The sequence below is a fragment of the Variovorax sp. ISS6 genome, from assembly GCF_056523145.1.
The window spans coordinates 1742656-1763365 of record NZ_JAWRZC010000001.1 but is presented as its reverse complement, the minus strand read 5'-3'; the positions used below and the strand labels follow the sequence as shown (position 1 = coordinate 1763365).

At 71.0% G+C, this 20710-nt stretch carries 14 protein-coding genes and 1 tRNA gene; 11 read left to right on the top strand and 4 right to left on the bottom strand.

The window, feature by feature from the left end; translation table 11 throughout:
• The 7 genes from treS (at window position 1) to AC1HIL_RS08065 (ending at window position 15121) form a co-directional block, all read left to right on the top strand.
• Window positions 1-3348: a maltose alpha-D-glucosyltransferase gene (treS, locus tag AC1HIL_RS08095; RefSeq protein ID WP_413761560.1), complete on the top strand. Its 3348-nt coding sequence runs from the start codon at window positions 1-3 to the stop codon at window positions 3346-3348.
• 30 nt (window positions 3349-3378) lie between these two features.
• A complete protein-coding gene (locus tag AC1HIL_RS08090) occupies window positions 3379-4236 on the top strand; it encodes a mechanosensitive ion channel family protein (protein ID WP_479671547.1) in 858 nt (285 codons plus the stop codon).
• 70 nt (window positions 4237-4306) lie between these two features.
• Window positions 4307-6451 (top strand): glycogen debranching protein GlgX, encoded by a 2145-nt coding sequence (glgX, locus tag AC1HIL_RS08085; RefSeq protein WP_057593219.1) that lies wholly within the window; start codon window positions 4307-4309, stop codon window positions 6449-6451.
• Window positions 6448-8322, top strand: coding sequence for a malto-oligosyltrehalose trehalohydrolase (treZ, locus tag AC1HIL_RS08080; RefSeq protein WP_479671546.1), 1875 nt, complete (start codon window positions 6448-6450; stop codon window positions 8320-8322). Before glgX ends, treZ begins: the two co-directional genes overlap by 4 nt.
• Window positions 8312-13459 carry a malto-oligosyltrehalose synthase gene (locus AC1HIL_RS08075; protein ID WP_479671545.1) on the top strand — a complete coding sequence of 1716 codons (5148 nt, stop codon included), beginning with the start codon at window positions 8312-8314 and terminating at the stop codon, window positions 13457-13459. Before treZ ends, AC1HIL_RS08075 begins: the two co-directional genes overlap by 11 nt.
• Before the next feature lie 104 nt (window positions 13460-13563).
• Window positions 13564-14016 (top strand): response regulator, encoded by a 453-nt coding sequence (locus AC1HIL_RS08070; protein WP_057593221.1) that lies wholly within the window; start codon window positions 13564-13566, stop codon window positions 14014-14016.
• Window positions 14017-14140: 124 nt separating this feature from the next.
• Complete coding sequence (locus tag AC1HIL_RS08065; RefSeq protein WP_057593222.1) at window positions 14141-15121, top strand: PA2169 family four-helix-bundle protein; 981 nt, start codon at window positions 14141-14143, stop codon at window positions 15119-15121.
• Window positions 15122-15185: 64 nt separating this feature from the next.
• Here the strand turns inward: AC1HIL_RS08065 and AC1HIL_RS08060 are convergent, their stop codons facing one another.
• Entirely contained in the window at window positions 15186-15626 is a 441-nt protein-coding gene (locus tag AC1HIL_RS08060) for a hypothetical protein (protein ID WP_057593223.1), read from the bottom strand.
• 237 nt (window positions 15627-15863) lie between these two features.
• On the opposite strand from AC1HIL_RS08060, the gene AC1HIL_RS08055 reads away from it, so the two are divergent.
• The 3 genes from AC1HIL_RS08055 to AC1HIL_RS08045 all read left to right on the top strand — a co-directional run bounded on the left by AC1HIL_RS08055 (window position 15864) and on the right by AC1HIL_RS08045 (window position 17971).
• Entirely contained in the window at window positions 15864-16340 is a 477-nt protein-coding gene (locus AC1HIL_RS08055) for a MarR family winged helix-turn-helix transcriptional regulator (protein ID WP_479671544.1), read from the top strand.
• Between the two features lie 132 nt (window positions 16341-16472).
• Window positions 16473-17453 (top strand): alpha/beta fold hydrolase, encoded by a 981-nt coding sequence (locus AC1HIL_RS08050; protein WP_479671543.1) that lies wholly within the window; start codon window positions 16473-16475, stop codon window positions 17451-17453.
• An 89-nt stretch (window positions 17454-17542) separates the two neighbouring features.
• Window positions 17543-17971: a DUF1810 domain-containing protein gene (locus AC1HIL_RS08045; protein WP_479671542.1), complete on the top strand. Its 429-nt coding sequence runs from the start codon at window positions 17543-17545 to the stop codon at window positions 17969-17971.
• Window position 17972: 1 nt separating this feature from the next.
• Here the strand turns inward: AC1HIL_RS08045 and chrA are convergent, their stop codons facing one another.
• Complete coding sequence (chrA, locus tag AC1HIL_RS08040; RefSeq protein WP_479671541.1) at window positions 17973-19217, bottom strand: chromate efflux transporter; 1245 nt, start codon at window positions 19215-19217, stop codon at window positions 17973-17975.
• A 266-nt stretch (window positions 19218-19483) separates the two neighbouring features.
• Here chrA and AC1HIL_RS08035 point away from each other — a divergent pair, with 266 nt between their 5' ends.
• Window positions 19484-19774, top strand: a complete 291-nt coding sequence (locus AC1HIL_RS08035; RefSeq protein ID WP_057593228.1) for a hypothetical protein — start codon at window positions 19484-19486, stop codon at window positions 19772-19774.
• 66 nt (window positions 19775-19840) lie between these two features.
• On the opposite strand, the gene AC1HIL_RS08030 is transcribed toward AC1HIL_RS08035, so the two are convergent.
• Both AC1HIL_RS08030 and AC1HIL_RS08025 read right to left on the bottom strand, forming a co-directional pair.
• Window positions 19841-19916, bottom strand: a tRNA-Phe gene (locus tag AC1HIL_RS08030).
• 83 nt (window positions 19917-19999) lie between these two features.
• A complete protein-coding gene (locus AC1HIL_RS08025; protein WP_057596622.1) occupies window positions 20000-20701 on the bottom strand; it encodes a response regulator in 702 nt (233 codons plus the stop codon).
• Window positions 20702-20710: the final 9 nt, after the last annotated feature.

The window sequence follows — 20710 nt, the reverse complement described above, 5'->3', positions numbered from 1 at the left end:
ATGAATGCACCCGTCTCGCGCATCGCGCTGGAAACCGTCGAGATCGACAACAGCGACGATCCGCTGTGGTACCGCGATGCGGTGATCTACCAGCTCAACGTCAAGGCCTTCTTCGACACCAACAACGACGGCGTCGGCGACTTCAAGGGCGTGACCGCGAAGCTCGACTACGTGAAGGAGCTGGGCGTCAACACGATCTGGCTGATGCCCTTCTATCCCTCGCCGCTGCGCGACGACGGCTACGACATCTCGGCCTACGAGGACGTGAACCCGCAGTACGGCACGCTCGAGGACTTCCGCGAGATGCTCGACGAGGCCCACAAGCGCGGGCTGCGCGTGATCACCGAGCTGGTCATCAACCACACCTCGAGCGAGCACCCGTGGTTCCAGGCCGCGCGCAAGGCGCCGCCGGGCTCGCCCGAGCGCGACTTCTACGTCTGGAGCGACACCGACCAGCTCTACCAGGGCACGCGGATCATCTTCACCGACACCGAGACCTCGAACTGGTCGTGGGACCCGGTGGCGAAGGCCTACTACTGGCACCGCTTCTTCAGCCACCAGCCCGACCTGAACTTCGACAACCCGGCGGTGCTCGAGGCGGTGCTCAAGGTGATGCGCTTCTGGCTCGACATGGGCGTGGACGGCTTCCGGCTCGACGCGATTCCCTACCTGGTGGAGCGCGACGGCACCAGCAACGAGAACCTGCCCGAGACGCACGCGGTGATCAAGAAGCTGCGCGCGGCGATCGACGCCGAGTACAGGAACCGCTTCCTGCTGGCCGAGGCCAACATGTGGCCCGAGGACGTGCGCGAGTACTTCGGCGACGGCGACGAGTGCCACATGGCCTACCACTTCCCGCTGATGCCGCGCATGTACATGGCGATCGCGCAGGAGGACCGGCATCCGGTGGTCGAGATCCTGCAGCAGACGCCCGACATCCCCGAGGGCTGCCAGTGGGCGATCTTCCTGCGCAACCACGACGAGCTCACGCTCGAGATGGTGACCAGCAAGGAGCGCGACTACATGTACAACATGTACGCGGCCGACCAGCGCGCGCGCATCAACCTCGGCATCCGCCGGCGGCTGGCGCCGCTGATGGAGAACGACCTCGACCGCGTGAAGCTCATGAACGGCATGCTGCTGTCGATGCCGGGCTCGCCGATCATCTACTACGGCGACGAGATCGGCATGGGCGACAACGTGTTCGTGGGCGACCGCAACGGCGTGCGCACGCCGATGCAGTGGAGCCCCGACCGCAACGCCGGCTTCTCGCGCGCCGACCCGCAGCGCCTGTACCTGCAGCCGATCATGGACGCCATGTTCGGCTACGAGGCGCTCAACGTGGAGGCGCAGGCGCGCGACGCCAGCTCGCTGCTGAACTGGACCCGCCGCATGCTCGCGGTGCGCAAGACCAGCCATGCCTTCGGGCGCGGCCGGCGCCGCTTCCTCAAGCCCGGCAACCGCAAGATCCTGGCCTATGTCAGCGAGTACGACGACGACATCATCCTGACGGTGTTCAACCTCTCGCGCGCGGCGCAGCCGGTCGAGCTCGACCTCTCGGCCTTCAAGGGCCGGGTGCCGGTGGAGATGCTCGGGCGCGCGCCCTTCCCGCCGATCGGCGAGCTGCCCTACCTGCTCACCCTGGCCTCGTACGGCTTCTACTGGTTCAAGCTCACGCTCGACGCCGAGATGCCGGTGTGGCACCAGGAGGGCGTGTCGCTGCAGGAGCAGCCCACGCTGGTGCTGTTCGACGGCTGGGACAGCTTCTTCCGCGAACGCGTGATGCCGTGGCGCATCGGCATGGCCGAGCGCATGCGCACGCAGTTCGAGACCGACACGCTGCCGCGCCACATCGAGATCCAGCGCTGGTACGCCTCCAAGGGCGAGACCATCGCGCGCGCGCGGCTGGCCGACCATGCGGTGTGGGAGGACGGCGCCGACCGCTACCTGCTGCCGCTGTTCGATCTCGAGGGCCCGCGCGAGAGCGCCACCTACTTCATGCCGCTGACGCTGGCCTGGGAGGAGCGCGAGGAGGAACGCATGAACCGGCTCGCGCAGGCCGGCCTCGCGAAGGTGCGCCAGCAGGCCCAGGTGGGACTGATGGGCGATGCCTTCTACGACGAACCCTTCTGCCGCGCGCTGGTGCGCGCCATCCAGCAGGGCATGGAGCTGCCGACGGCCGCGGGCCGGCTGCAGTTCCGGCCCACGGCCGCGTTCGCGAAGCTGGGCCTGGACATCGAAGCCATGCCCGTGGGCCGTCCGAGCGCGCAGAGCAGCAACACGGTGGTGACGCTCAACGACACGCTGTTCCTCAAGGGCTACCGCCGCGCGCGCAAGGGCATCAATCCCGAGCTCGAGATGGGCCGCTTCCTGACCGACGTGGTGCAGTACGCGAACTGCGTGCCGGTGCTCGGCGCGCTCGAGTACGTGGGCAACGACGGCCAGGTGATGGCGCTCGCGATGGTGCAGTCGTACGTGACGAACCAGGGTGACGGCTGGACCTTCACGCGCGACTACGTCGAGCGCTACCTCGAGGAGCTGCGCACCGCGCCGGCCGACCTGCCCGACGCCCCGGCGCCCGCCGATGCGCACGGCGGCTTCATGGCGCTGGCCGCGACCCTGGGCCAGCGCACCGCCGAGCTGCACCTCGCGCTGGCGCGCCCCACCGGCGACCCGGCCTTCGATCCCGAGCCCACCAGCGCGGCCGACGCCACGGCGCTGCAGACGCATGCGCAGGCCGAGGTCGACACCACGCTGGCGCTGCTGCAGCAGCGGCTGGGCCAGCTGAGCGACCCGGTGCGCGAGCAGGCGCAGCAGCTGCTGGGCCTGCGCGAGGCGCTGCACGCGGCGGTGGCCGCCAGCGTGCCCGCGCAGGGCGGCGGCCGCAAGACCCGCTACCACGGCGACTACCACCTGGGCCAGGTGCTGGTGAGCGGCAACGACTTCGTGATCATCGACTTCGAGGGCGAGCCCGCGCGCGACTTCGAGGAGCGCCGCGCCAAGGCCTCGCCGCTGCGCGACGTGGCGGGCATGCTGCGCTCGTTCAACTACGCGCGCTGGACCGCGCTGCGGCGCGTGGCGCAGAACGCCGAGGAGGCGGTGCGCCTCGACGCCGCGGTGCGCGAATGGGAGCGCGTGACGCGCGATGCCTTCCTCTCGGCCTACACCGGCACGCTGGCCGGCGCGGCCGAGGCGGTGCCGGCCGATGCCGGGCTGCTGCGCCTGTTCGAGATCGAGAAGGCGCTCTACGAGCTGCGCTACGAGCTCAACAACCGCAACGACTGGGTCGAGGTGCCGCTGCACGGCCTGCTCGCCCTCGTTGCGCCGAACCATCCCACCGCGCGCTGACGCGACGGTCCACAGAAGGAGGAACTCATCATGGACAACTTCGGCTTCCACCTGGAACCCCTGCGCGCGATCCTCTACCAGATCGGCGCCTTCCTGCCGCGGCTGCTGGTGGCGCTGGTGGTCGTGTTCGCGGGCTGGCTGATCGCCAAGGTGGTGCGCTTCGCGGTCATCAAGGCGCTGCGCGCGTTCAACTTCAACGTGCTGACCGAGCGCTCGGGGCTGGACAACTTCTGGCGCCAGGGCGGGCTCATGAGCGACACCTCGGCGATCGTGGGCGCGCTGTTCTACTGGGTGGTGATCCTGGCCGCGCTGCTGATCGCCTTCAACGGGCTGGGACTGAGCTACATCGCCGACCTGCTGGGGCGCGCGGTCTGGTTCGTGCCCAACATCTTCATCGCGCTGCTGGTGCTGGCCTTCGGCGCCTACTTCGCGCGCTTCGTCGGCGGCGCGGTGCAGACCTACTGCCGCAACGCCGGCATGCAGGACGGCCAGCTGCTGGGCAAGGCCGCGCAGTACGCGGTGATGGTGTTCGTGGTGCTGATCGCGCTCGACCAGGTGAAGGTGGGCGGCGACATCGTGCGCGAGACCTTCCTCGTGATGCTCGCCGGCATCGTCCTCGCCCTTGCACTGGCCTTCGGCCTCGCGGGCAAGGACTGGGCCGCCGAGCGCATCGAGCACTGGTGGCCGCGCGAGCGCCCGCGCGGGCACGCGGTGGCGCCGGCGCGCACGCCGGTGACGCCGGCACCGGTCACGCCGGCCACGCCGACGACGCCCGCCGCCGGCACCGAGAGCGCCCCCGCGCCCGCCGTGCGCCAGCCCGTGGCGCCGCGCAGCGACCACGCGCCGGGCCCGTACGACAGCGGCGAGCGCTGGCCGCCGCCGCGCTGAACGCCGCCATCGGCACTCCGACCTTTTTCGTGTTTCCCGACCCCGACCGATTCCTCGCATTGACCCATTCATGAAGAAGGCCACCTACAGCCCCATCTCGGCCGTCTGGCCCGGCCAGCCCTATCCGCGCGGCGCGACCTGGGACGGCCAGGGCGTGAACTTCGCGCTGTTCACGCAGCATGCGCACAAGGTCGAGCTGTGCCTGTTCGACGAGAGCGGCCGGCGCGAGCTGCAGCGCATCGAGCTGCGCGACCGCACCGACGACGTGTGGCACTGCTACCTGCCCGAGGCGCGCCCCGGCCTGGCCTACGGCTACCGCGTGCACGGCCCCTACAAGCCCGAGGAGGGCCACCGCTTCAATCCGCACAAGCTGCTGGTCGACCCCTATGCCAAGGACCTCGTGGGCTCGCTGCGCTGGGGCGACGCGCTCTACGGCTACACCGTGGGCGGCCGGCGCGAGGACCTGTCCTTCGACCGCCGCGACAGCGCGCCGCTGATGCCCAAGAGCCGCGTGCTCGAGACCGCCTTCACCTGGGGCGAGGACCGCCGGCCGTCGATCCCCTGGCAGGACATGGTGATCTACGAGCTGAACGTGCGCGGCTTCACGATGCAGCATCCCGAGGTGCCGCCGCAGCTGCGCGGCACCTACGCGGGCCTGGGCTGCGCGCCGGTGATCGACCACCTGCGCCGCCTGGGCGTGACCACGGTCGAGCTGCTGCCGGTGCACGGCTTCCTCAACGACCGCCACCTGGCCGAGCGCGGCCTGCAGAACTACTGGGGCTACAACACGCTGACCTACTTCGCGCCCGAGATGCGCTACAGCGCCTCGGGCAAGGTGAAGGAGTTCAAGACGCTGGTGAAGACGCTGCACTCGGCCGGCATCGAGGTGATCCTCGACGTGGTCTACAACCACAGCTGCGAGGGCAACCAGCTCGGGCCCACGCTGTCGATGCGCGGCGTGGACAACGCCTCCTACTACATCCTCAACGCCGAGCAGCGCCGCTACTACGACGACTTCACGGGCTGCGGCAACACCGTCAACCTCGAGCATCCGCGCGCGCTGCAGCTGGTGATGGACTCGCTGCGCTACTGGGTCGAGGAGATGCACGTCGACGGCTTCCGCTTCGACCTGGCCTCGGCGCTGGCGCGCGAGTCGGGCCGGGTCGAGAACCTCGGCGGCTTCTTCGACGCGATCCGCCAGGACCCGACCCTCGCCCGCGTGAAGCTGATCGCCGAGCCCTGGGACCTGGGCCACGGCGGCTACCAGGTCGGCAACTTCCCGCTCGGCTGGGCCGAGTGGAACGACCGCTACCGCGACGGCATGCGCGGCTTCTGGAAGGGCGACGCGGGCGTCACCGGCGAGATGGCGCAGCGGCTCACGGGCTCGCAGGACCTCTACGGCTGGTCGGGCAAGCGGCCGTTCGCGAGCATCAACTTCGTGACCGCGCACGACGGCTTCTGCCTCGAGGACCTGGTCTCCTACAACGACAAGCACAACGAGGCCAACGGCGAGGAGAACCGCGACGGCAGCAACCACAACGTGTCGTGGAACTGCGGCGCCGAGGGCCCGACCGACGATGCCGAGGTGAACGCGCTGCGCGCGCGGCAGAAGCGCAACCTGCTGGCCACCCTGCTGCTGTCGCAGGGCGTGCCGATGCTGCTGGCGGGCGACGAGCGCGGCCACAGCCAGAACGGCAACAACAACGCCTACTGCCAGGACAACGCGCTGAGCTGGATCGACTGGAGCGACACGCCCGAGCGCACCGCGCTCACGCGCTTCGTGCAGCGCGCCATCGCGCTGCGGCGCCGGCACCCGGCGTTCCGCCGCCGCAGCTTCTTCGAGGGCCGCGTGCCCGAGGGGCAGTCGGCCAAGGACATCTGCTGGCTGCGCCCCGACGGCGACGAGATGAGCTCCGAGGACTGGAACACCGACCACGTGCGCTGCCTCGCGGCGCTGGTCTCGGGCAGCGCCCTGCCCGACCGCGGGCCGCGCGGCGAGACGCTGCGCGACGACGACTTCCTGCTGCTGCTCAACGCGCACCACGACGCGATCCCGTTCCGGTTGCCGCCGAGCGCCGCGCCCTGGCGCGTGCTGCTCGACACCACCCAGGACGATGGCGCCGGCGAGGCGGGCAAGCTGGAGGGCCCGGCCTATGCGCTGCCGAGCCGCTCGCTGGTGCTGCTGGGCCGCGACAACACGGGAGCCACTGCATGAACGACGCGATCCTCACGCTGCCACGCACGCACGCGATGCCCTTCGGCGCCTTGCCGAATCCCGCCGGCGGCGTGGACTTCCGCTTCTGGGCGCCCGATGCGCCGCAGGTGCTGCTCGAGCTCGGCACGCAGGCGCATCCGATGGTGCGCGATGCCGAGGGCTGGCACCGGCTGCGGCTCGCGCAGGCGCGCGCCGGCGACCGTTACCGCTTCCGCATGCCCGACGGGCTGCAGGTGCCCGACCCGGCCTCGCGCTTCAACCCCGCGGACGTGCACGGCCCGAGCGAGGTGATCGACCCGGCCGCCTACGCCTGGCGCGACGGCGGCTGGCGCGGCCGACCGTGGTCCGAGGCGGTGATCTACGAGCTGCACGTGGGCAGCTTCACGCCCGAGGGCACGTTCGACGCCACGCGCGCGCGGCTGCCCGAGCTCGCGGCGCTGGGCATCACGGCCATCGAGCTGATGCCGCTGGCGGACTTCCCGGGCCGGCGCGGCTGGGGCTACGACGGCGTGCTGCCCTTCGCGCCCGATGCCGCCTACGGCCGGCCCGAGGCGCTCAAGGCGCTGATCGACGAGGCCCACGGCCTGGGCATGATGGTGCTGGTCGACGTGGTCTACAACCATTTCGGGCCCGAAGGCAACTACCTGCATGCCTGCTGCCCGCAGTTCTTCAACGACGCGCACCGCACGCCCTGGGGCGCCGCGATCAATTACGACGGCCCCGACAGCGCGACGGTACGCGACTTCTTCATCCACAACGCGCTCTACTGGGTCGAGGAGTTCCATGCCGATGGCCTGCGCATGGACGCGGTGCACGCGATCCGCGACGACTCGCCCGTGGGCATCGTGCAGGCCATCTGCGATGCGCTGCGCGAAGGCCCGGGCCGCACGCGCGAGGTGCACGTGGTGCTGGAAGAGGACCGCAACCTCGCGCACCTGCTCGAGCGCGACAAGGAAGGCCGGCCACGCATCGCCACCGCGCAGTGGAACGACGACCTGCACCATGCGGCGCACGTGCTCTTGACCGGCGAGCGCGACGGCTACTACGCCGACTATGCGCAGCGGCCGCTCGAGCTGTTCGCGCGCGCGCTGGCCGAGGGCTTCGTCTACCAGGGCCAGGCCTCGGTGTTCCGCGAGGGCGAGACGCGCGGCGAGCCGAGCGCGGCGCTGCCCTCGGGCGCCTTCGTGTCCTACCTGCAGACGCACGACCAGGTCGGCAACCGCGCCTTCGGCGAACGCATCGACGCGCTGGCCGACCCGGTGCTGGTGCGCGCCGCGCGCGCCTGCCTGCTGCTGTCGCCGCACACGCCGATGCTGTTCATGGGCGAGGAGTACGCGGCCGCCACGCCCTTCCCCTACTTCTGCGACTTCGGGCCCGAGCTCGCGGCCGCGGTGTCGCAAGGCCGGCGCGACGAGTTCGGCCGCTTCGCCGCCTTCGCCGACGAGGCCGCGCGCGCGGCGATCCCCGACTGCAACGCGCCCGAGAGCTTCGCGCTCGCCAAGCTCGACTGGAGCGAGCGCGAGCGCTCGCCGCACCGCGAGACCCTCGAGGGCGTGCGGCAGCTGCTGCAGTTGCGCCGCGAGCGGCTGGTGCCGCATTTCGGCGGCCGCCAGCACGGCGGCGAATACGACGTCGAGGACGACCTGCTGCGCGTGCGCTGGACGCTGTCGGACGGCGCGGTGCTGCATCTGCTGGCCTGCTTCGGCGAGCATCGACATGCGGTCGATGCGCCACCGGGAGAGACGCTGCATTCGGTCGGCGCGCTCGGCGAGGCGGTCGATGCCGCGAGCGCACCCGACGAACATCCGCAACGGCTGCGCCTCGCGCGCGGCGCGGTGCATCTGAGCCTGCAGGTGTCCGATGTCGAGTGAATCCCGCGAGCACCCCACGATCGATGCGCTGTGTGCGCGCTTCGGCATCGACACCCGCTACCACGACGTCTTCGGCCACGAGCACCGGGTGCCGCGCGCCACCTTGCGCGCGCTGCTGGCCGCCTTCGGCGTGGCCTGGCACGGCGAGGACGACGACACCCCGGCCACGGTGCCGCCCGAGACCGGCGCCGTGCTGCCCGCGGTGCACGTGGTGCGCGCCGAGCAGGCCCCGTGGTCGCTGGCGCTCGATCCGACGATCCTGCCGCCCGCGGCCGACGGCCACCACCGCTGGCACCTGCGCGACGAATACGGCGAGCCGAGCACGGGCGATGCGCGGGTCGATACCGATGGCTCGCTGGCCTTCGACGTCGAGCTGCAACCGGGCTACCACCGCCTCTCGATCGAGGGCGCCGAAGGCGAGACGCTGCTGATCGCGACACCGGGGCGCTGCTACCGGCCGCCCTCGCTCGCGCCCGAAGGCGGCGGCCGCGCCTGGGGCCTCGCGGTGCAGCTGCCCGCGCTGCGCTCGCGGCGCAACTGGGGCATCGGCGACTTCGGCGATCTCTCGGAGCTGGCCGCGCGCATGGCGCCGCTGGGCGTGGATGCGATCGGCCTCAATCCGCTGCATGCGCTGTTCGCCCACAACCCGCTGCATGCGAGCCCCTACAGCCCGTCGACGCGGCAGCAGATCGACGCGCTCTACATCGCGGTGGAAGCGGTGCCCGACTTCGCCGAATGCGAGGAGGCGCGGCGCATGGTCGCCGAACCCGCGTTCCAGACCCGGCTGAAGGCGCTGCGCGCCGCGCCGCTGGTCGACCGCGCGGGCGTGGCCCGGGCCAAGCACGAGGTGCTGCGCTGCCTGTTCGCGCACTTCGAGCGCGCGCACCTGGGCCCCGACACCGAGCCCGGCAGCGACCGCGCGCGCATCTTCCGTTCCTTCGTGGCCGACCGCGGCGAGGCGCTGCACCGCCATGCGCTGTTCGAGGCGCTGCAGGCGCATTTTCATGCCGCCGACGCCTCGGTGCATGGCTGGACCGGCTGGCCCGAGGCCTGGCGCGATCCGGCCTCGGAGGCGGTGGCGCAGTTCGAGCGCACGCATGCGAGCGAGCTGCATTTCCACCAGTACCTGCAGTGGCTGGCCTCGATGCAGCTGGCGGAGGCCGGCGCGCGCTGCCGAGCGCTCGGCATGCGCGTGGGCCTGTACCTCGACCTCGCGATCTCGGTCGACCGCGCGGGCTCGGACGCCTGGGGCGGCCAGTCGGTGTTCGCGCTCGGCGCGAGCGTGGGCGCGCCGCCCGACGAGTTCAATCCCCAGGGCCAGGGCTGGGGCCTGCCGCCGCTGCGCGCCGACCGGCTGCGCACGAGCGGCTACCGGCTGTTCGCCGACACGCTGCGCGCCAACATGCGCCACGGCGGCGCGCTGCGCATCGACCACGTGATGGGGCTGATGCGGCTGTTCTGGATTCCCGAGGGCAGCTCGCCGCGCGACGGTGCCTACGTGCAGTACCCGCTCGAGGAGATGCTCGCGATCCTCACGCTCGAGAGCCACCGCCACCGCTGCATGGTGATCGGCGAGGACCTGGGCACGGTGGCGCCGCGCGTGCGCGAGGCACTGGCGCAGGCCGACGTGCTGTCGTACCGCGTGCTCGTCTTCGAGACGCGCGGCAGCGAGTTCCTGCCGCCCGGCGACTACCCGGGCGCGGCGCTCGCGACCTTCGGCACGCACGACCTCGCGACCCTGGCCGGCTGGTGGTCGGGCCACGACCTGCGGCTGCGCGCGCAGCTCGGGCTGTTCCCCTCGCAGGAGCTGTTCGAGAAGCAGCAGGCCGACCGCGCGGCGCAGCGCGTGGGCCTGTTGCACGCGCTGCACCGGCAGGGCCTGCTGTCGACCGAACAGATGGCCGCGGCCGCCACGGCCACGCAGCCCGATGCCGCGCTGACGGCCGCCGTGCATGCCTACATCGGCGCGACGCCCTGCGCGCTGGCGATGGTGCAGCCCGAGGACCTCCTGGGCACGCTCGACCAGGCGAACCTGCCGGGCACCACCGACGAGCTGCAGCCCAACTGGCGGCGCAAGCTCGAGGCCGAGCTCGAGACCCTGGCCACGCGCGAGACGGTGCGCGCGGTGGCGGCGCGGCTGGCCGCCGAACGGCCGCGCGCGAACCCCGCGCAGGACGTCGGGCAGCGCGTGCCCGAGGCGCGCATTCCGCGCGCCACCTACCGGCTGCAGCTGCACCGCGACTTCGGCTTCGATGCCGCGGCGGCGATCGTGCCCTACCTCGCGCGGCTGGGCATCAGCCACGTCTACTGCTCGCCGATCCAGCGCGCGCGCGCCGGCAGCATGCACGGCTACGACGTGGTCGCGCACGACCAGATCAATCCCGAGCTCGGCGGGGCCGAGGGCTTCGAGCGGTTCACGCGCACCTTGCGCGCGCAAGGCCTGGGGCTGCTGCTCGACATGGTGCCCAACCACATGGGCGTGTTCGGCGCCGACAACGGCTGGTGGATGGACGTGCTCGAGCATGGGCCGGCCTCGGTGTACGCGCAGCACTTCGACATCGACTGGGAGCCGCTGAACCCGGAGCTGCGCGGCAAGGTGCTGCTGCCGGTGCTCGGCGTGCCCTACGGCGAGGCGCTCTCGAAGGGCGAACTGGTGCTGCACTTCGAGCGCGGCGAAGGCACGGCGCGCGGCGAGGCCGGCTTCGCGCTGCGCTACTACGAGCACCGTTTCCCGCTCGCGCCGCGCAGCCATGCCAGCGTGCTGGCGCGCGCCGTCGAGGCGGTGTCGGACGCCGGGCCGCGCGCGCGGCTGCAGGCGCTGGCCGAAGCCTGGGCGCCGTGGCCGGCCGACGATGCCGGCACCGACGAGGCGACCGATTCCGCAGAGCGCGAGGCGCGCGCGCGCGAACATTCGCTGCTGAAGGCACGCCTGGGCGAACTCGCCGACACGCATGCCGAGGTAGCGCGGGCACTGGCGCAGGCCACGGCCGGCTTCAACGACGGCGCCGCGCGCGATGCGCTGCATGCGCTGATCGAGGCCCAGCACTGGCGCCTGACCTACTGGCGCGTGGCGGCCGACGAGATCAACTACCGGCGCTTCTTCGACATCAACGACCTCGCGGCGCTGCGCATGGAGCGCGACGAGGTATTCGAGGCCACGCAATCGATGGCGCTGGACCTCGCGGCGCGGGGCATCGTCGACGGGCTGCGCATCGACCATCCCGACGGCCTGCACGACCCGGCACGCTACTTCCTGCAGTTGCAGGAAGGCTATGCGCGCCGCGCCGGCCTGCCGCTGGCCGGCGACGATGCGCGAGGCCGCCCGGCGCGGCCGCTGTACGTGGTGGCCGAGAAGATCGTGGCGCGCGGCGAGGAGGTGCCCGAGGACTGGCATGTGCACGGCACCACCGGCTACCGCTTCGCGAACGTGGCCAACGGCGTGCTGATCGACACCGCCGCGGCCGGGCGCTTCGCGGTGCTGTGGCATCGCTTCACCGGATCGCCCGCGCACTTCGAGGCCCATGTGCGCGACGGCAAGGCGGCCGTGATGCGCCATGCGCTGGCCTCGGAGCTCTCGGTGCTGTCGAACGCGCTGCTGCGCATCGCGCGCGCCGACCGCGACACGCGCGACCACACGCTCAACACGCTGCGCCGCGCGCTCGCGGCGGTGGTGGCCTGCCTGCCGGTCTACCGCAGCTACATCGTCGACCTGCCCTCGGCGCAGGACCGCCGCTTCATCGACCAGGCGGTGGCCGAGGCCGAGCGGCACTACGGCGACGGCGACACCTCGGTCTACGAGTTCCTGCGCCAGACGCTGAGCGGCGAGGCCGTGCCCACGGCCGGCCCCGCGCTGCGCGACCGGGTGCGGCGCTTCGCGGTGCGCTTCCAGCAGTTCAGCGCGCCGGTGGCCGCCAAGGGCGTGGAGGACACGGCCTTCTACCGCTACTTCCCGCTCGCCGCGCTCAACGAGGTGGGCGGCGATCCCGACGTGTTCGGCGTCGACGTGGAGGACTTCCACGCGGCGAGCGCCGACCGCGCCGCGCGCTGGCCGCACACCATGCTCGCGACCTCGACGCACGACAACAAGCGTTCGGAGGACGTGCGCACGCGCATCGACGTGCTGTCGGAGATTCCGCGCGAATGGCGCGCCGCGCTGATGCGCTGGCGCCGGCTGCAGCAGCCGCTGCGCGAGCGCATGGCCGCCGAGGGCGCGCCGGCCGACGCGCCCTCGGGCGCCGATCTCTACCTGCTGTGCCAGACGCTGGTCGGCACGCTGCCCGCCGAAGGGCTCGAAGGCGAAGCGCTGGCCGACTACGGCGAGCGCATCGTGCAGTACATGCACAAGGCCGCGCGCGAGGCCAAGATGCGCACCGCGTGGACCCGGCCCGACGCGGGCTACGAGGACGCGTTGCGGCGCTTCGTGGCGCTGACGCTGGATGCGGCGCAGCCGGCCGCCTGGTGGGCGGACCTGCGGGCCTTCGCGTCGCGCATCGCGCTGTTCGGGGCCTGGAACAGCCTCTCGCTGACCTTGCTGAAGTTCGCCTCGCCGGGCGTGCCCGATGTCTACCAGGGCACCGAGCTGATGCCGCTGACGCTGGTGGACCCCGACAACCGGCGGCCCGTGGACTATGGGTGCCGCGAAGACCTGCTCGAGGACTTCGAGCAGCGCGCGGCGGGCGCGCGGTCCGCCGAGAGCGTGGACGCGTTCGCGCGCGCACCGCACGACGGCCGCGCCAAGCTCTGGTTCGCCTGGCGGCTGCTGGCGCTGCGCCGTGCGCAGGACGCGTTCTTCCGCGATGCCGGCTACCGCGGGCTGCGCGTGGAAGGACCGCTCGCGCGCCACGTGGTCGCGTTCGAGCGGCGCCACGAGGGACGCACGCTGGTGGTGGTGGCCGCGCGCTTCTTCGCGGGGCTGTGCGGCGGCATGGCCGACGAGGCCGCGCCGGAGCTGCCGGTGGGCGAGGCCTGGCGCGGCACGCGGGTGTGGCTGTCCGATGAAGGCGCGGTCGATGCGGGCGCGGGCTTCACCGAGCTGCTGACCGATGCGCCGTTCGACTCGGACAGCGAGGTCGACCTCGCGCTGCTGTTCGCGCGCCTGCCATGGGCCGCGCTGTGGCGCGGCGCACCGGGCGACTGAGGCGCGCGCGGCGGCGCGGTCCTACGTGCTGTCGCGACGAAGGGCTTGTCGTTGCGCGGGGGCGCGGCCGCACAGTGCCATCACACCGCTCCACGCCCTTCGCCATGCCCACCGCACCCGATACGACTCGCCGCGCGCGCCCGCCGCGCGGCCCGATCTCCATCTTCATGGTGGAGGACGAGCCGCTGGTGCAGGACAGTCTGCGCGTGGTGCTCGGCGGTTTCCTTGGCGCCGAGGTGGTGGGGTCGGCGAACAGCGAGGCCGAGGCGATCTCGTGGCTGCAGGCGCACGACGATGCCTGGCGGCTCGCCGTGGTGGACCTGTTCCTGCAACAAGGCACCGGACTGGGCGTGCTGTCGTGGCTCGCGCCGCTGAAGAACGGCCGCACGGTGATCGCGCTGACCAACGCGGCCACGCGCGCGAACCGCGCGCAATGCCTGCAGCTCGGCGCCGACGCGGTGTTCGACAAGTCCGAAGAGATCAACGAGTTCCTGAGCTTCTGCGAGAACGCATCGATGGGCTCGCCCGCGGCGCTGCCCGCGGCCAAACGCGCCTGAGCGGCGCGCGCCATCGCCTACAGCGATGCAGGTGGCGCACCGACGATGCGCGCCCGGTGCGGTCCCAGGATGAAGTTTCTTTCCCACTTCATCCACACACCTCACTCACCGAAAGGAGTCAGACATGGCCAAGGAAAAGCATCTGCTCGACACGAACAACAACCTGCACCGCGACCCGATCACCGGCGAGCCCGGCTCGCACCCGGTGGGCACCGGCGTCGGCGCCACCGGTGGCGCGCTGGCCGGCGCGGCGGTCGGCGCGGTCGGTGGCCCCGCGGGCGCGGCGGCCGGCCTGATCGCCGGCGCCGTGCTCGGCGGCATGGGCGGCAAGGCCGTCGCGGAACGCGTGAACCCGAGCGTCGAGCGCGCGCACTGGGCATCGGCCTATGAGCGCGAGCCCTACTACGAGGCGGGCCGCAGCTACGACGACTATGCGCCGGCCTACGAGCTGGGCTGGAGCGGACGTGCCGCGGGCCACGATGAGTTCGCGTCCGTCGAGCCCACGCTCGCACGCGAATGGGAAGCGCGCCGCGGTGCTTCGACGCTCGACTGGACGCGTGCCCGGCCTGCGTCGCAGGCCGCCTGGGAACGCGCCGACCGCCTCTACTACAGCGACGAGGACAGCGCGATTCCCGCGGTGGACGGCCCGCCGCTGGCCAACGACGACGTGGTCGACGTGATCAACGACCTGCTCGAGACCAGCCGCGATGGCGAATACGGCTTCCGTGTCTGCGCCGAGGAGATCGAGGATGCGCAGCTCCAGCGGATGTTCGCGGCGCGCTCCGCCGAGTGCGCCAGCGCGGCGGCGCAACTGGTGCGCATCGTCGAGTCCTATGGCGGGCAACCGGCCGCGGGCGGCACGGCCAGCGGTGCGATGCATCGCGGCTGGGTGCATGTGAAGGGCGCGGTCGGCGCCAACAGCCGGCTCTCGATCCTCGAGGAGAGCGAACGCGGCGAGGACACGGCCGTGGCGCGCTACCGCAAGGCGCTCAAGCAGATGCTGCCGGCCGGCGTGCGCGAGATCGTCGAGGCGCAGGCGCGCGGGGCGCAGCGCAACCATGACCAGATCCGCGACCTGCGCAACGCGGAGCGCGCGGCGCGTTGATCGCGGTGCCCTGAACGACGAAGAGCCCGGCATGCCGGGCTCTTTTTTTGCGGCCGCGTGGCGGCTACTTGCAGTTGAGCTTCATCGCCTCGATGCGGCCGCCGAAGCCGAGCCGGCTGATCAGCCCGCCTTCGCGGCTGTTGGCCGGGAAGCTCACGGTGCGGTCGCGGAACATCGCGTGCTGGTAGACCTCGAGCGTGGCGCGCGGGCCCACGGTCACGCTATCGATGTCGCGCTGCAGCTGGCGCGCCGTGCCCTTGTCGAGGCTCTGCAGGGTGGCGGGGCCGACCAGCGTCACGACATCGCCCTGGAAGTCGCGCTTCGAATAGAACTGGGCCCAGCAGCCGGAGCCGTGCGCCGGGTCCTCGACGCGCAGCGGCACGAGCAGCACGGTGGGCTCGGCCTGGTTGTCGACGGCCGAGACCTTGGGCGTGCCGGTGGAACAGGCGCCGAGCGCGAGCGCGGCGGCGAGGCCCAGGGGCCAGAGGGTGCGGGAAGTCTTCATGATGGATGCAAGGGCTGGGATCGGGGAATGGCGCCGGCGGGCGGATCGAGGATCCGCCTGGCTCGAAGGGCCGAAGGCCTGCGCCGCGAAGCTTCAAGATAGCGGCCGAGCGGCGCGATGCCGTAGGAGAAAGGCGCGCGGCGCCGTCGCAGGCGGGCGTGCCTGTTCGTGGACCGCGTCGCACCCCGGCAAACAAAGCGCTTGCAATTGAATCGCATGCGATCTAATATTCGGCCCATGCCAGCCAAGAGAAGCACCTCCGCCCGAGCCGTCGCCCCCAGTGCCGACCGGCTCACGCTGGACGAGCAGCTGTGCTTCTCCGTCTACTCGACCATGTTGAGCCTCAACAAGGTCTACCGCGGCCTGCTGCGCGATCTCGATCTCACCTACCTGCAATACCTCGTGATGCTGGTGCTGTGGGAGCGCGACGGCCTCAACGTGTCCGAGATCTGCACCCGCCTCTCGCTCGAGACCACCACGCTCACGCCGCTGCTCAAGCGGCTCGAGGCCCGCGGGTTCATCGCGCGTGCACGCTCGGCCCTCGACGAGCGCCAGGTCATCGTGTCGCTCACGGCCGAAGGGCGCGCGCTGCGCACCAAGGCCAAGGCCATCCCGGCCTGCGTCGCGCAGGCGATGGAGCTGTCGGGCGACGAGATCGACGGCCTGCGCGAACAACTGCAGACGCTGCGCGCCAGCCTCGACAGGAACGCATGACCACCACCATCTCTCGCGAGGCAGTCGTTGCCGGCTGCCTTTTTTCAAGGCATTTATATCGCATGCGATATTCATTCATCCGCTAGTTCTCCCGTCCACCCGTTCCCACCCCTCCAGCCAAAGGAAATCACCATGTCCTCGAACCAGACCCCCTCTTCTTCCACCACGCGCCGCAGCCTGCTGACCGGCAGCGCCGCCACGCTCGCGACCGGTGCCCTCGCCGGCGCGGGCCTCGCGCGCAACGCCGAGGCCGCGCCCGCGCGCGCGGCCAAGGGCCAGCGCAGCTCGGGCAACACCATCGTCACCAAGGACGGCACGCAGCTCTACTTCAAGGACTGGGGCAGCGGGCAGCCCGTGGTCTTCAGCCATGGCTGGCCGCTGAATTCCGACAGCTGGGAATCGCAGATGCTGTTCCTCGCCTCGCAGGGCTTCCGCGCCGTGGCGCACGACCGCCGCGGCCATGGCCGCTCGAGCCAGCCGTGGAACGGCAACGACATGGACACCTACGCCGACGACCTCGCCACCGTCATCGAGACGCTGGACCTGAAGAAGGTGGTGCTGGTCGGCTTCTCGACCGGTGGCGGCGAAGTCGCGCGCTACATCGGCCGCCATGGCACGAAGCGCGTGGCCAAGGCCGCGCTGATCTCGGCCGTGCCGCCGCTGATGCTCAAGACGGCCGCCAACCCCGGTGGCCTGCCGATCGAGGTATTCGACGGCCTGCGCGCGGCGCAGCTCGCGAACCGCTCGCAGTTCTACAAGGACGTGCCCTCGGGTCCCTTCTTCGGCTTCAACCGGCCCGGTGCCAAGCCCTCGCAGGGCCTGATCGACTCGTGGTGGGCGCAGGGCATGCAAGGGGGCCACAAGAACACCTACGACTCGATCAAGGCTTTCTCGGAAACCGACTTCACCGAAGACCTGAAGAAGTTCGACGTGCCCACGCTGATCGTGCACGGCGACGACGACCAGATCGTGCCGATCGGCGCCGCCGGCCTGGCCTCGGCCAGGCTCGTGAAGAACAACAAGCTGATCGTCTATCCCGGTGCGCCGCACGGCCTGACCGACACGCACAAGGATCGCTTCAACGCGGACCTGCTCGCGTTCATCAAGTCCTGAGCGGGACATCCGGCGCGCGGGGTTGACGCGCGCGCCGGGCTTGCGTCTGATGCGGGCATGCACACGCCGCATCCACCAAGGACCTCGAGATGACATCGACCCCCTGGGACCTCGAACGCTTCGTGAACGCGCAGGACCCGGTGTACGCCGAGGTCTGCGCCGAACTCGCCGCGGGGCGCAAGCGCAGCCACTGGATCTGGTTCGTGTTCCCGCAGCTCGCGGCGCTGGGCCGCAGTTCGACGGCGCGCTTCTTCGGGCTCGAGGGCATAGCTGAGGCGGTGGCCTATTGGGCGCATCCGGTGCTCTCGCAACGGTTGCGGCAGTGCACGCAGCTCGTGCTCGACGTGCAAGGCAAGAGCGCGCACCAGATCTTCGGCTCGCCCGACGATCTGAAGCTGTGTTCGTGCATGACGCTGTTCGAGGTCGCCGCGCGCGGCGAGCCGGTCTTCGGCGAGGTGCTCGCGCGCTACTACGGCGGGGTGCGCGACGAAGCGACGCTCGCGCTGCTCGGCGCCTGATTCAGAGCGCCATCAACCCGCCGGCGACAGCCGCCAGCGCGACCACCAGCACCGGCGACATGCGCGCCCAGACCAGCAACCCGAAGGCCGCGAGCGCCAATCCGAAATCGGCGCGCGTGTGGATGGCGCTGGTCCACACCGGGTCGTAGAGCGCCGCCGCCAGCACGCCGACCACGGCCGCGTTGACGCCGGCCATCGCGCGCTGCACGCCATCGCGCTGGCGCAGCGTCTCCCAGAACGGCAGCGCACCCGCCACCAGCAGGAACGCGGGCAGGAAGATCGCGAGCAGCAAGGCCAGTCCACCGAGCCAGCCGCCGAAGGGGCCGGGCATGACGGCGCCGAGGAACGCGGCGAAGGTGAACAGCGGCCCCGGCACCGCCTGCGCGGCGCCGTAGCCCGCGAGGAAGACATCGTTCGAGACCAGCCCGCTTGGCACCACCCCGGCCTGCAGCAGAGGGAGCACGACGTGCCCGCCGCCGAACACCAGAGCACCGGCCCGGTAGAAGTCGGCAACGACGGCAAGCCCTGGCGAGTGCCATGCGGCGGCCACGAAGGGCAGTGCCACGAGCAGCACGACGAACAGCCCGAGCAGCACGGCGCCGGTCGTCTTGCCCACGCCGTAGTCGCGATGCCGGGCCGCGGGCGGAGGGACCAGCTGCAGCGCCCATCGTCCCACCACGCCACCCGCGACGATGGCCGCGATCTGCCCCCATGCCGAGGGCACCGCGAGCACCAGCAGCGCCGCGACGATCGCCACGCCCGCGCGCAAGCGATCGGGACACAAGGTCCTGGCCATGCCCCAGACCGCCTGCGCGACCACGGCCACCGCGACCACCTTGAGCCCATGCACGGCGCCCGACTGCGAGAGCGCGGACCACTGCGCGACACCGGCCGCGAACAGCACGAGCGCGACAGCCGAAGGCAGCGTGAACCCGATCCACGCCGCGATCGCCCCGCCCCAGCCCGCGCGCCCCAGCCCGAGCGCGATGCCCACCTGGCTGCTCGCGGGCCCGGGCAGGAACTGGCACAGCGCCACCAGGTCCGAATAGCTCCGGTCGTCGAGCCAGCCGCGGCGCTCGACGAAGGCCGCGCGGAAGTAGCCCAGATGGGCCACCGGGCCGCCGAAGGACGTGAGGCCGAGCTGGAGGAAGGCGAAAAAGACCTCGAGCACCGAGCCGCGTGCGCGGGCGGTGTCGCGGCCTTCGTCGGCGCGAAGGTCGGGGTCGGGTGGCTGCTGGGCGTTCATGGCGGCGCGGCAGTATCGGTCACGGCCGTGCAAGTTCGACGCGTCTCGCAACGACAAGATGTCTCCCAGATCGCCCGCCAGAATCCGCCTGCCCACCTCTCTCTCCTCCTCCCTCGGGGGTGGGCTTTCCTCCCGGTCCGATGCGAGTACGGACCCTTCGGCCCGCCTCGTGCGGGCTTTTTTTTCGGCCCGCGCGCCCCTGCCGCCCCGGGGCCTGAAAGCGCGCGCGACAACGCCGACGGAATTCCGTAGGCAAAATCCGGGGCATGCGAAACGTAGAGGGACTGTCCGACCGCGAGCTCGAGGAGCTGGCCCGTGTCTGGCGCAAGCGCGCGCTGGAGGGCGAGCTGCACGCCCGGGGCACGGCCCATCTGCTCGAGACCGAGGCCCGGCGCCGCGTCGGCCTGGCGCGTTTCGATCCCGAAGCCCTGGACCTGCGTTCGCTGGCGGACCGGCAGTTTCTGCCGCACCAGGGACTGGGCGCCCGACTGCTGAAGGCCGGCATGCTCGCCGCGGGGCTGACGCTGGTTCTGCTGCTGCTCGTGGCCTATCGCTGAACCACCTCGGGCGACGGCCCAAAGCAAAAGGCGCTGCAACCTGGAAAGTTGCAGCGCCTTGCAATTTGGTGGCCTGGGGCGGAATCGAACCACCGACACGCGGATTTTCAATCCGCTGCTCTACCAACTGAGCTACCGGGCCTGGGATGGCACCTCACCGATTCACCGGAAGAACCTGGCCTTGAAGGCCTGTTCAACCACTGTGTTGCAGTGTGGAGCCTGCGATTATACAGCGCTTCTGCGGCCCCGCGAAAGATCCACGCCAAGTTGTTTGAGCTTTCGATACAGATGGGTGCGTTCGAGGCCGGTCTTCTCGGCCACGCGCGTCATCGAACCGTTCTCCATCGCGAGGTGGAACTCGAAGTAGGCCTTCTCGAAACCGTCGCGCGCATCGCGCAGCGGACGATCGAGATCGAAGCTCTGCGTGGACTGCGGGCCCTGGTCGGGCACGGGCACCGACGCGAGCGAGGCCATCAGCAGGCTGTCGCCCGTGGTGGTGATGGCGCTGGGCTGGCCATGGCCGGTGGGCGTGGGCACGACACCGGCCGCGGCGCGGCGTGCGCTCTCGCGCGCGAGGCCCTGCTCGACGGCCTTCAGCAGCTTCTGCAGGGTGATCGGCTTCTCGAGGAAGGCGAAGGCACCGATGCGCGTGGCATCGACGGCGGTGTCGATGGTGGCGTGGCCGCTCATCATGATGACGGGCATCGTGAGCAGGCCCGCGGTGGACCACTCCTTGAGCAGGGTCACGCCATCGGTGTCGGGCATCCAGATGTCGAGCAGCACGAGGTCGGGACGCGCACGCTGGCGCGCGGCGCGTGCCTCGGCCGCGTTCTCCGCGAGTTCGACGTTGTGGCCTTCGTCATTGAGAATTTCGAAGAGCAGGTCCCTGATGCCCAGCTCGTCATCGACCACGAGAATGTTTGCCATGAGTGCTGC

Coding starts and splice junctions, on each gene's coding strand:
- treS (WP_413761560.1), top strand. CDS start 1: ATGAATGCACCCGTCTCGCGCATCGCGCTGGAAACCGTCGAGATCGAC.
- AC1HIL_RS08090 (WP_479671547.1), top strand. CDS start 3,379: ATGGACAACTTCGGCTTCCACCTGGAACCCCTGCGCGCGATCCTCTAC.
- glgX (WP_057593219.1), top strand. CDS start 4,307: ATGAAGAAGGCCACCTACAGCCCCATCTCGGCCGTCTGGCCCGGCCAG.
- treZ (WP_479671546.1), top strand. CDS start 6,448: ATGAACGACGCGATCCTCACGCTGCCACGCACGCACGCGATGCCCTTC.
- AC1HIL_RS08075 (WP_479671545.1), top strand. CDS start 8,312: ATGTCGAGTGAATCCCGCGAGCACCCCACGATCGATGCGCTGTGTGCG.
- AC1HIL_RS08070 (WP_057593221.1), top strand. CDS start 13,564: ATGCCCACCGCACCCGATACGACTCGCCGCGCGCGCCCGCCGCGCGGC.
- AC1HIL_RS08065 (WP_057593222.1), top strand. CDS start 14,141: ATGGCCAAGGAAAAGCATCTGCTCGACACGAACAACAACCTGCACCGC.
- AC1HIL_RS08060 (WP_057593223.1), bottom strand. CDS start 15,626: ATGAAGACTTCCCGCACCCTCTGGCCCCTGGGCCTCGCCGCCGCGCTC.
- AC1HIL_RS08055 (WP_479671544.1), top strand. CDS start 15,864: ATGCCAGCCAAGAGAAGCACCTCCGCCCGAGCCGTCGCCCCCAGTGCC.
- AC1HIL_RS08050 (WP_479671543.1), top strand. CDS start 16,473: ATGTCCTCGAACCAGACCCCCTCTTCTTCCACCACGCGCCGCAGCCTG.
- AC1HIL_RS08045 (WP_479671542.1), top strand. CDS start 17,543: ATGACATCGACCCCCTGGGACCTCGAACGCTTCGTGAACGCGCAGGAC.
- chrA (WP_479671541.1), bottom strand. CDS start 19,217: ATGAACGCCCAGCAGCCACCCGACCCCGACCTTCGCGCCGACGAAGGC.
- AC1HIL_RS08035 (WP_057593228.1), top strand. CDS start 19,484: ATGCGAAACGTAGAGGGACTGTCCGACCGCGAGCTCGAGGAGCTGGCC.
- AC1HIL_RS08025 (WP_057596622.1), bottom strand. CDS start 20,701: ATGGCAAACATTCTCGTGGTCGATGACGAGCTGGGCATCAGGGACCTG.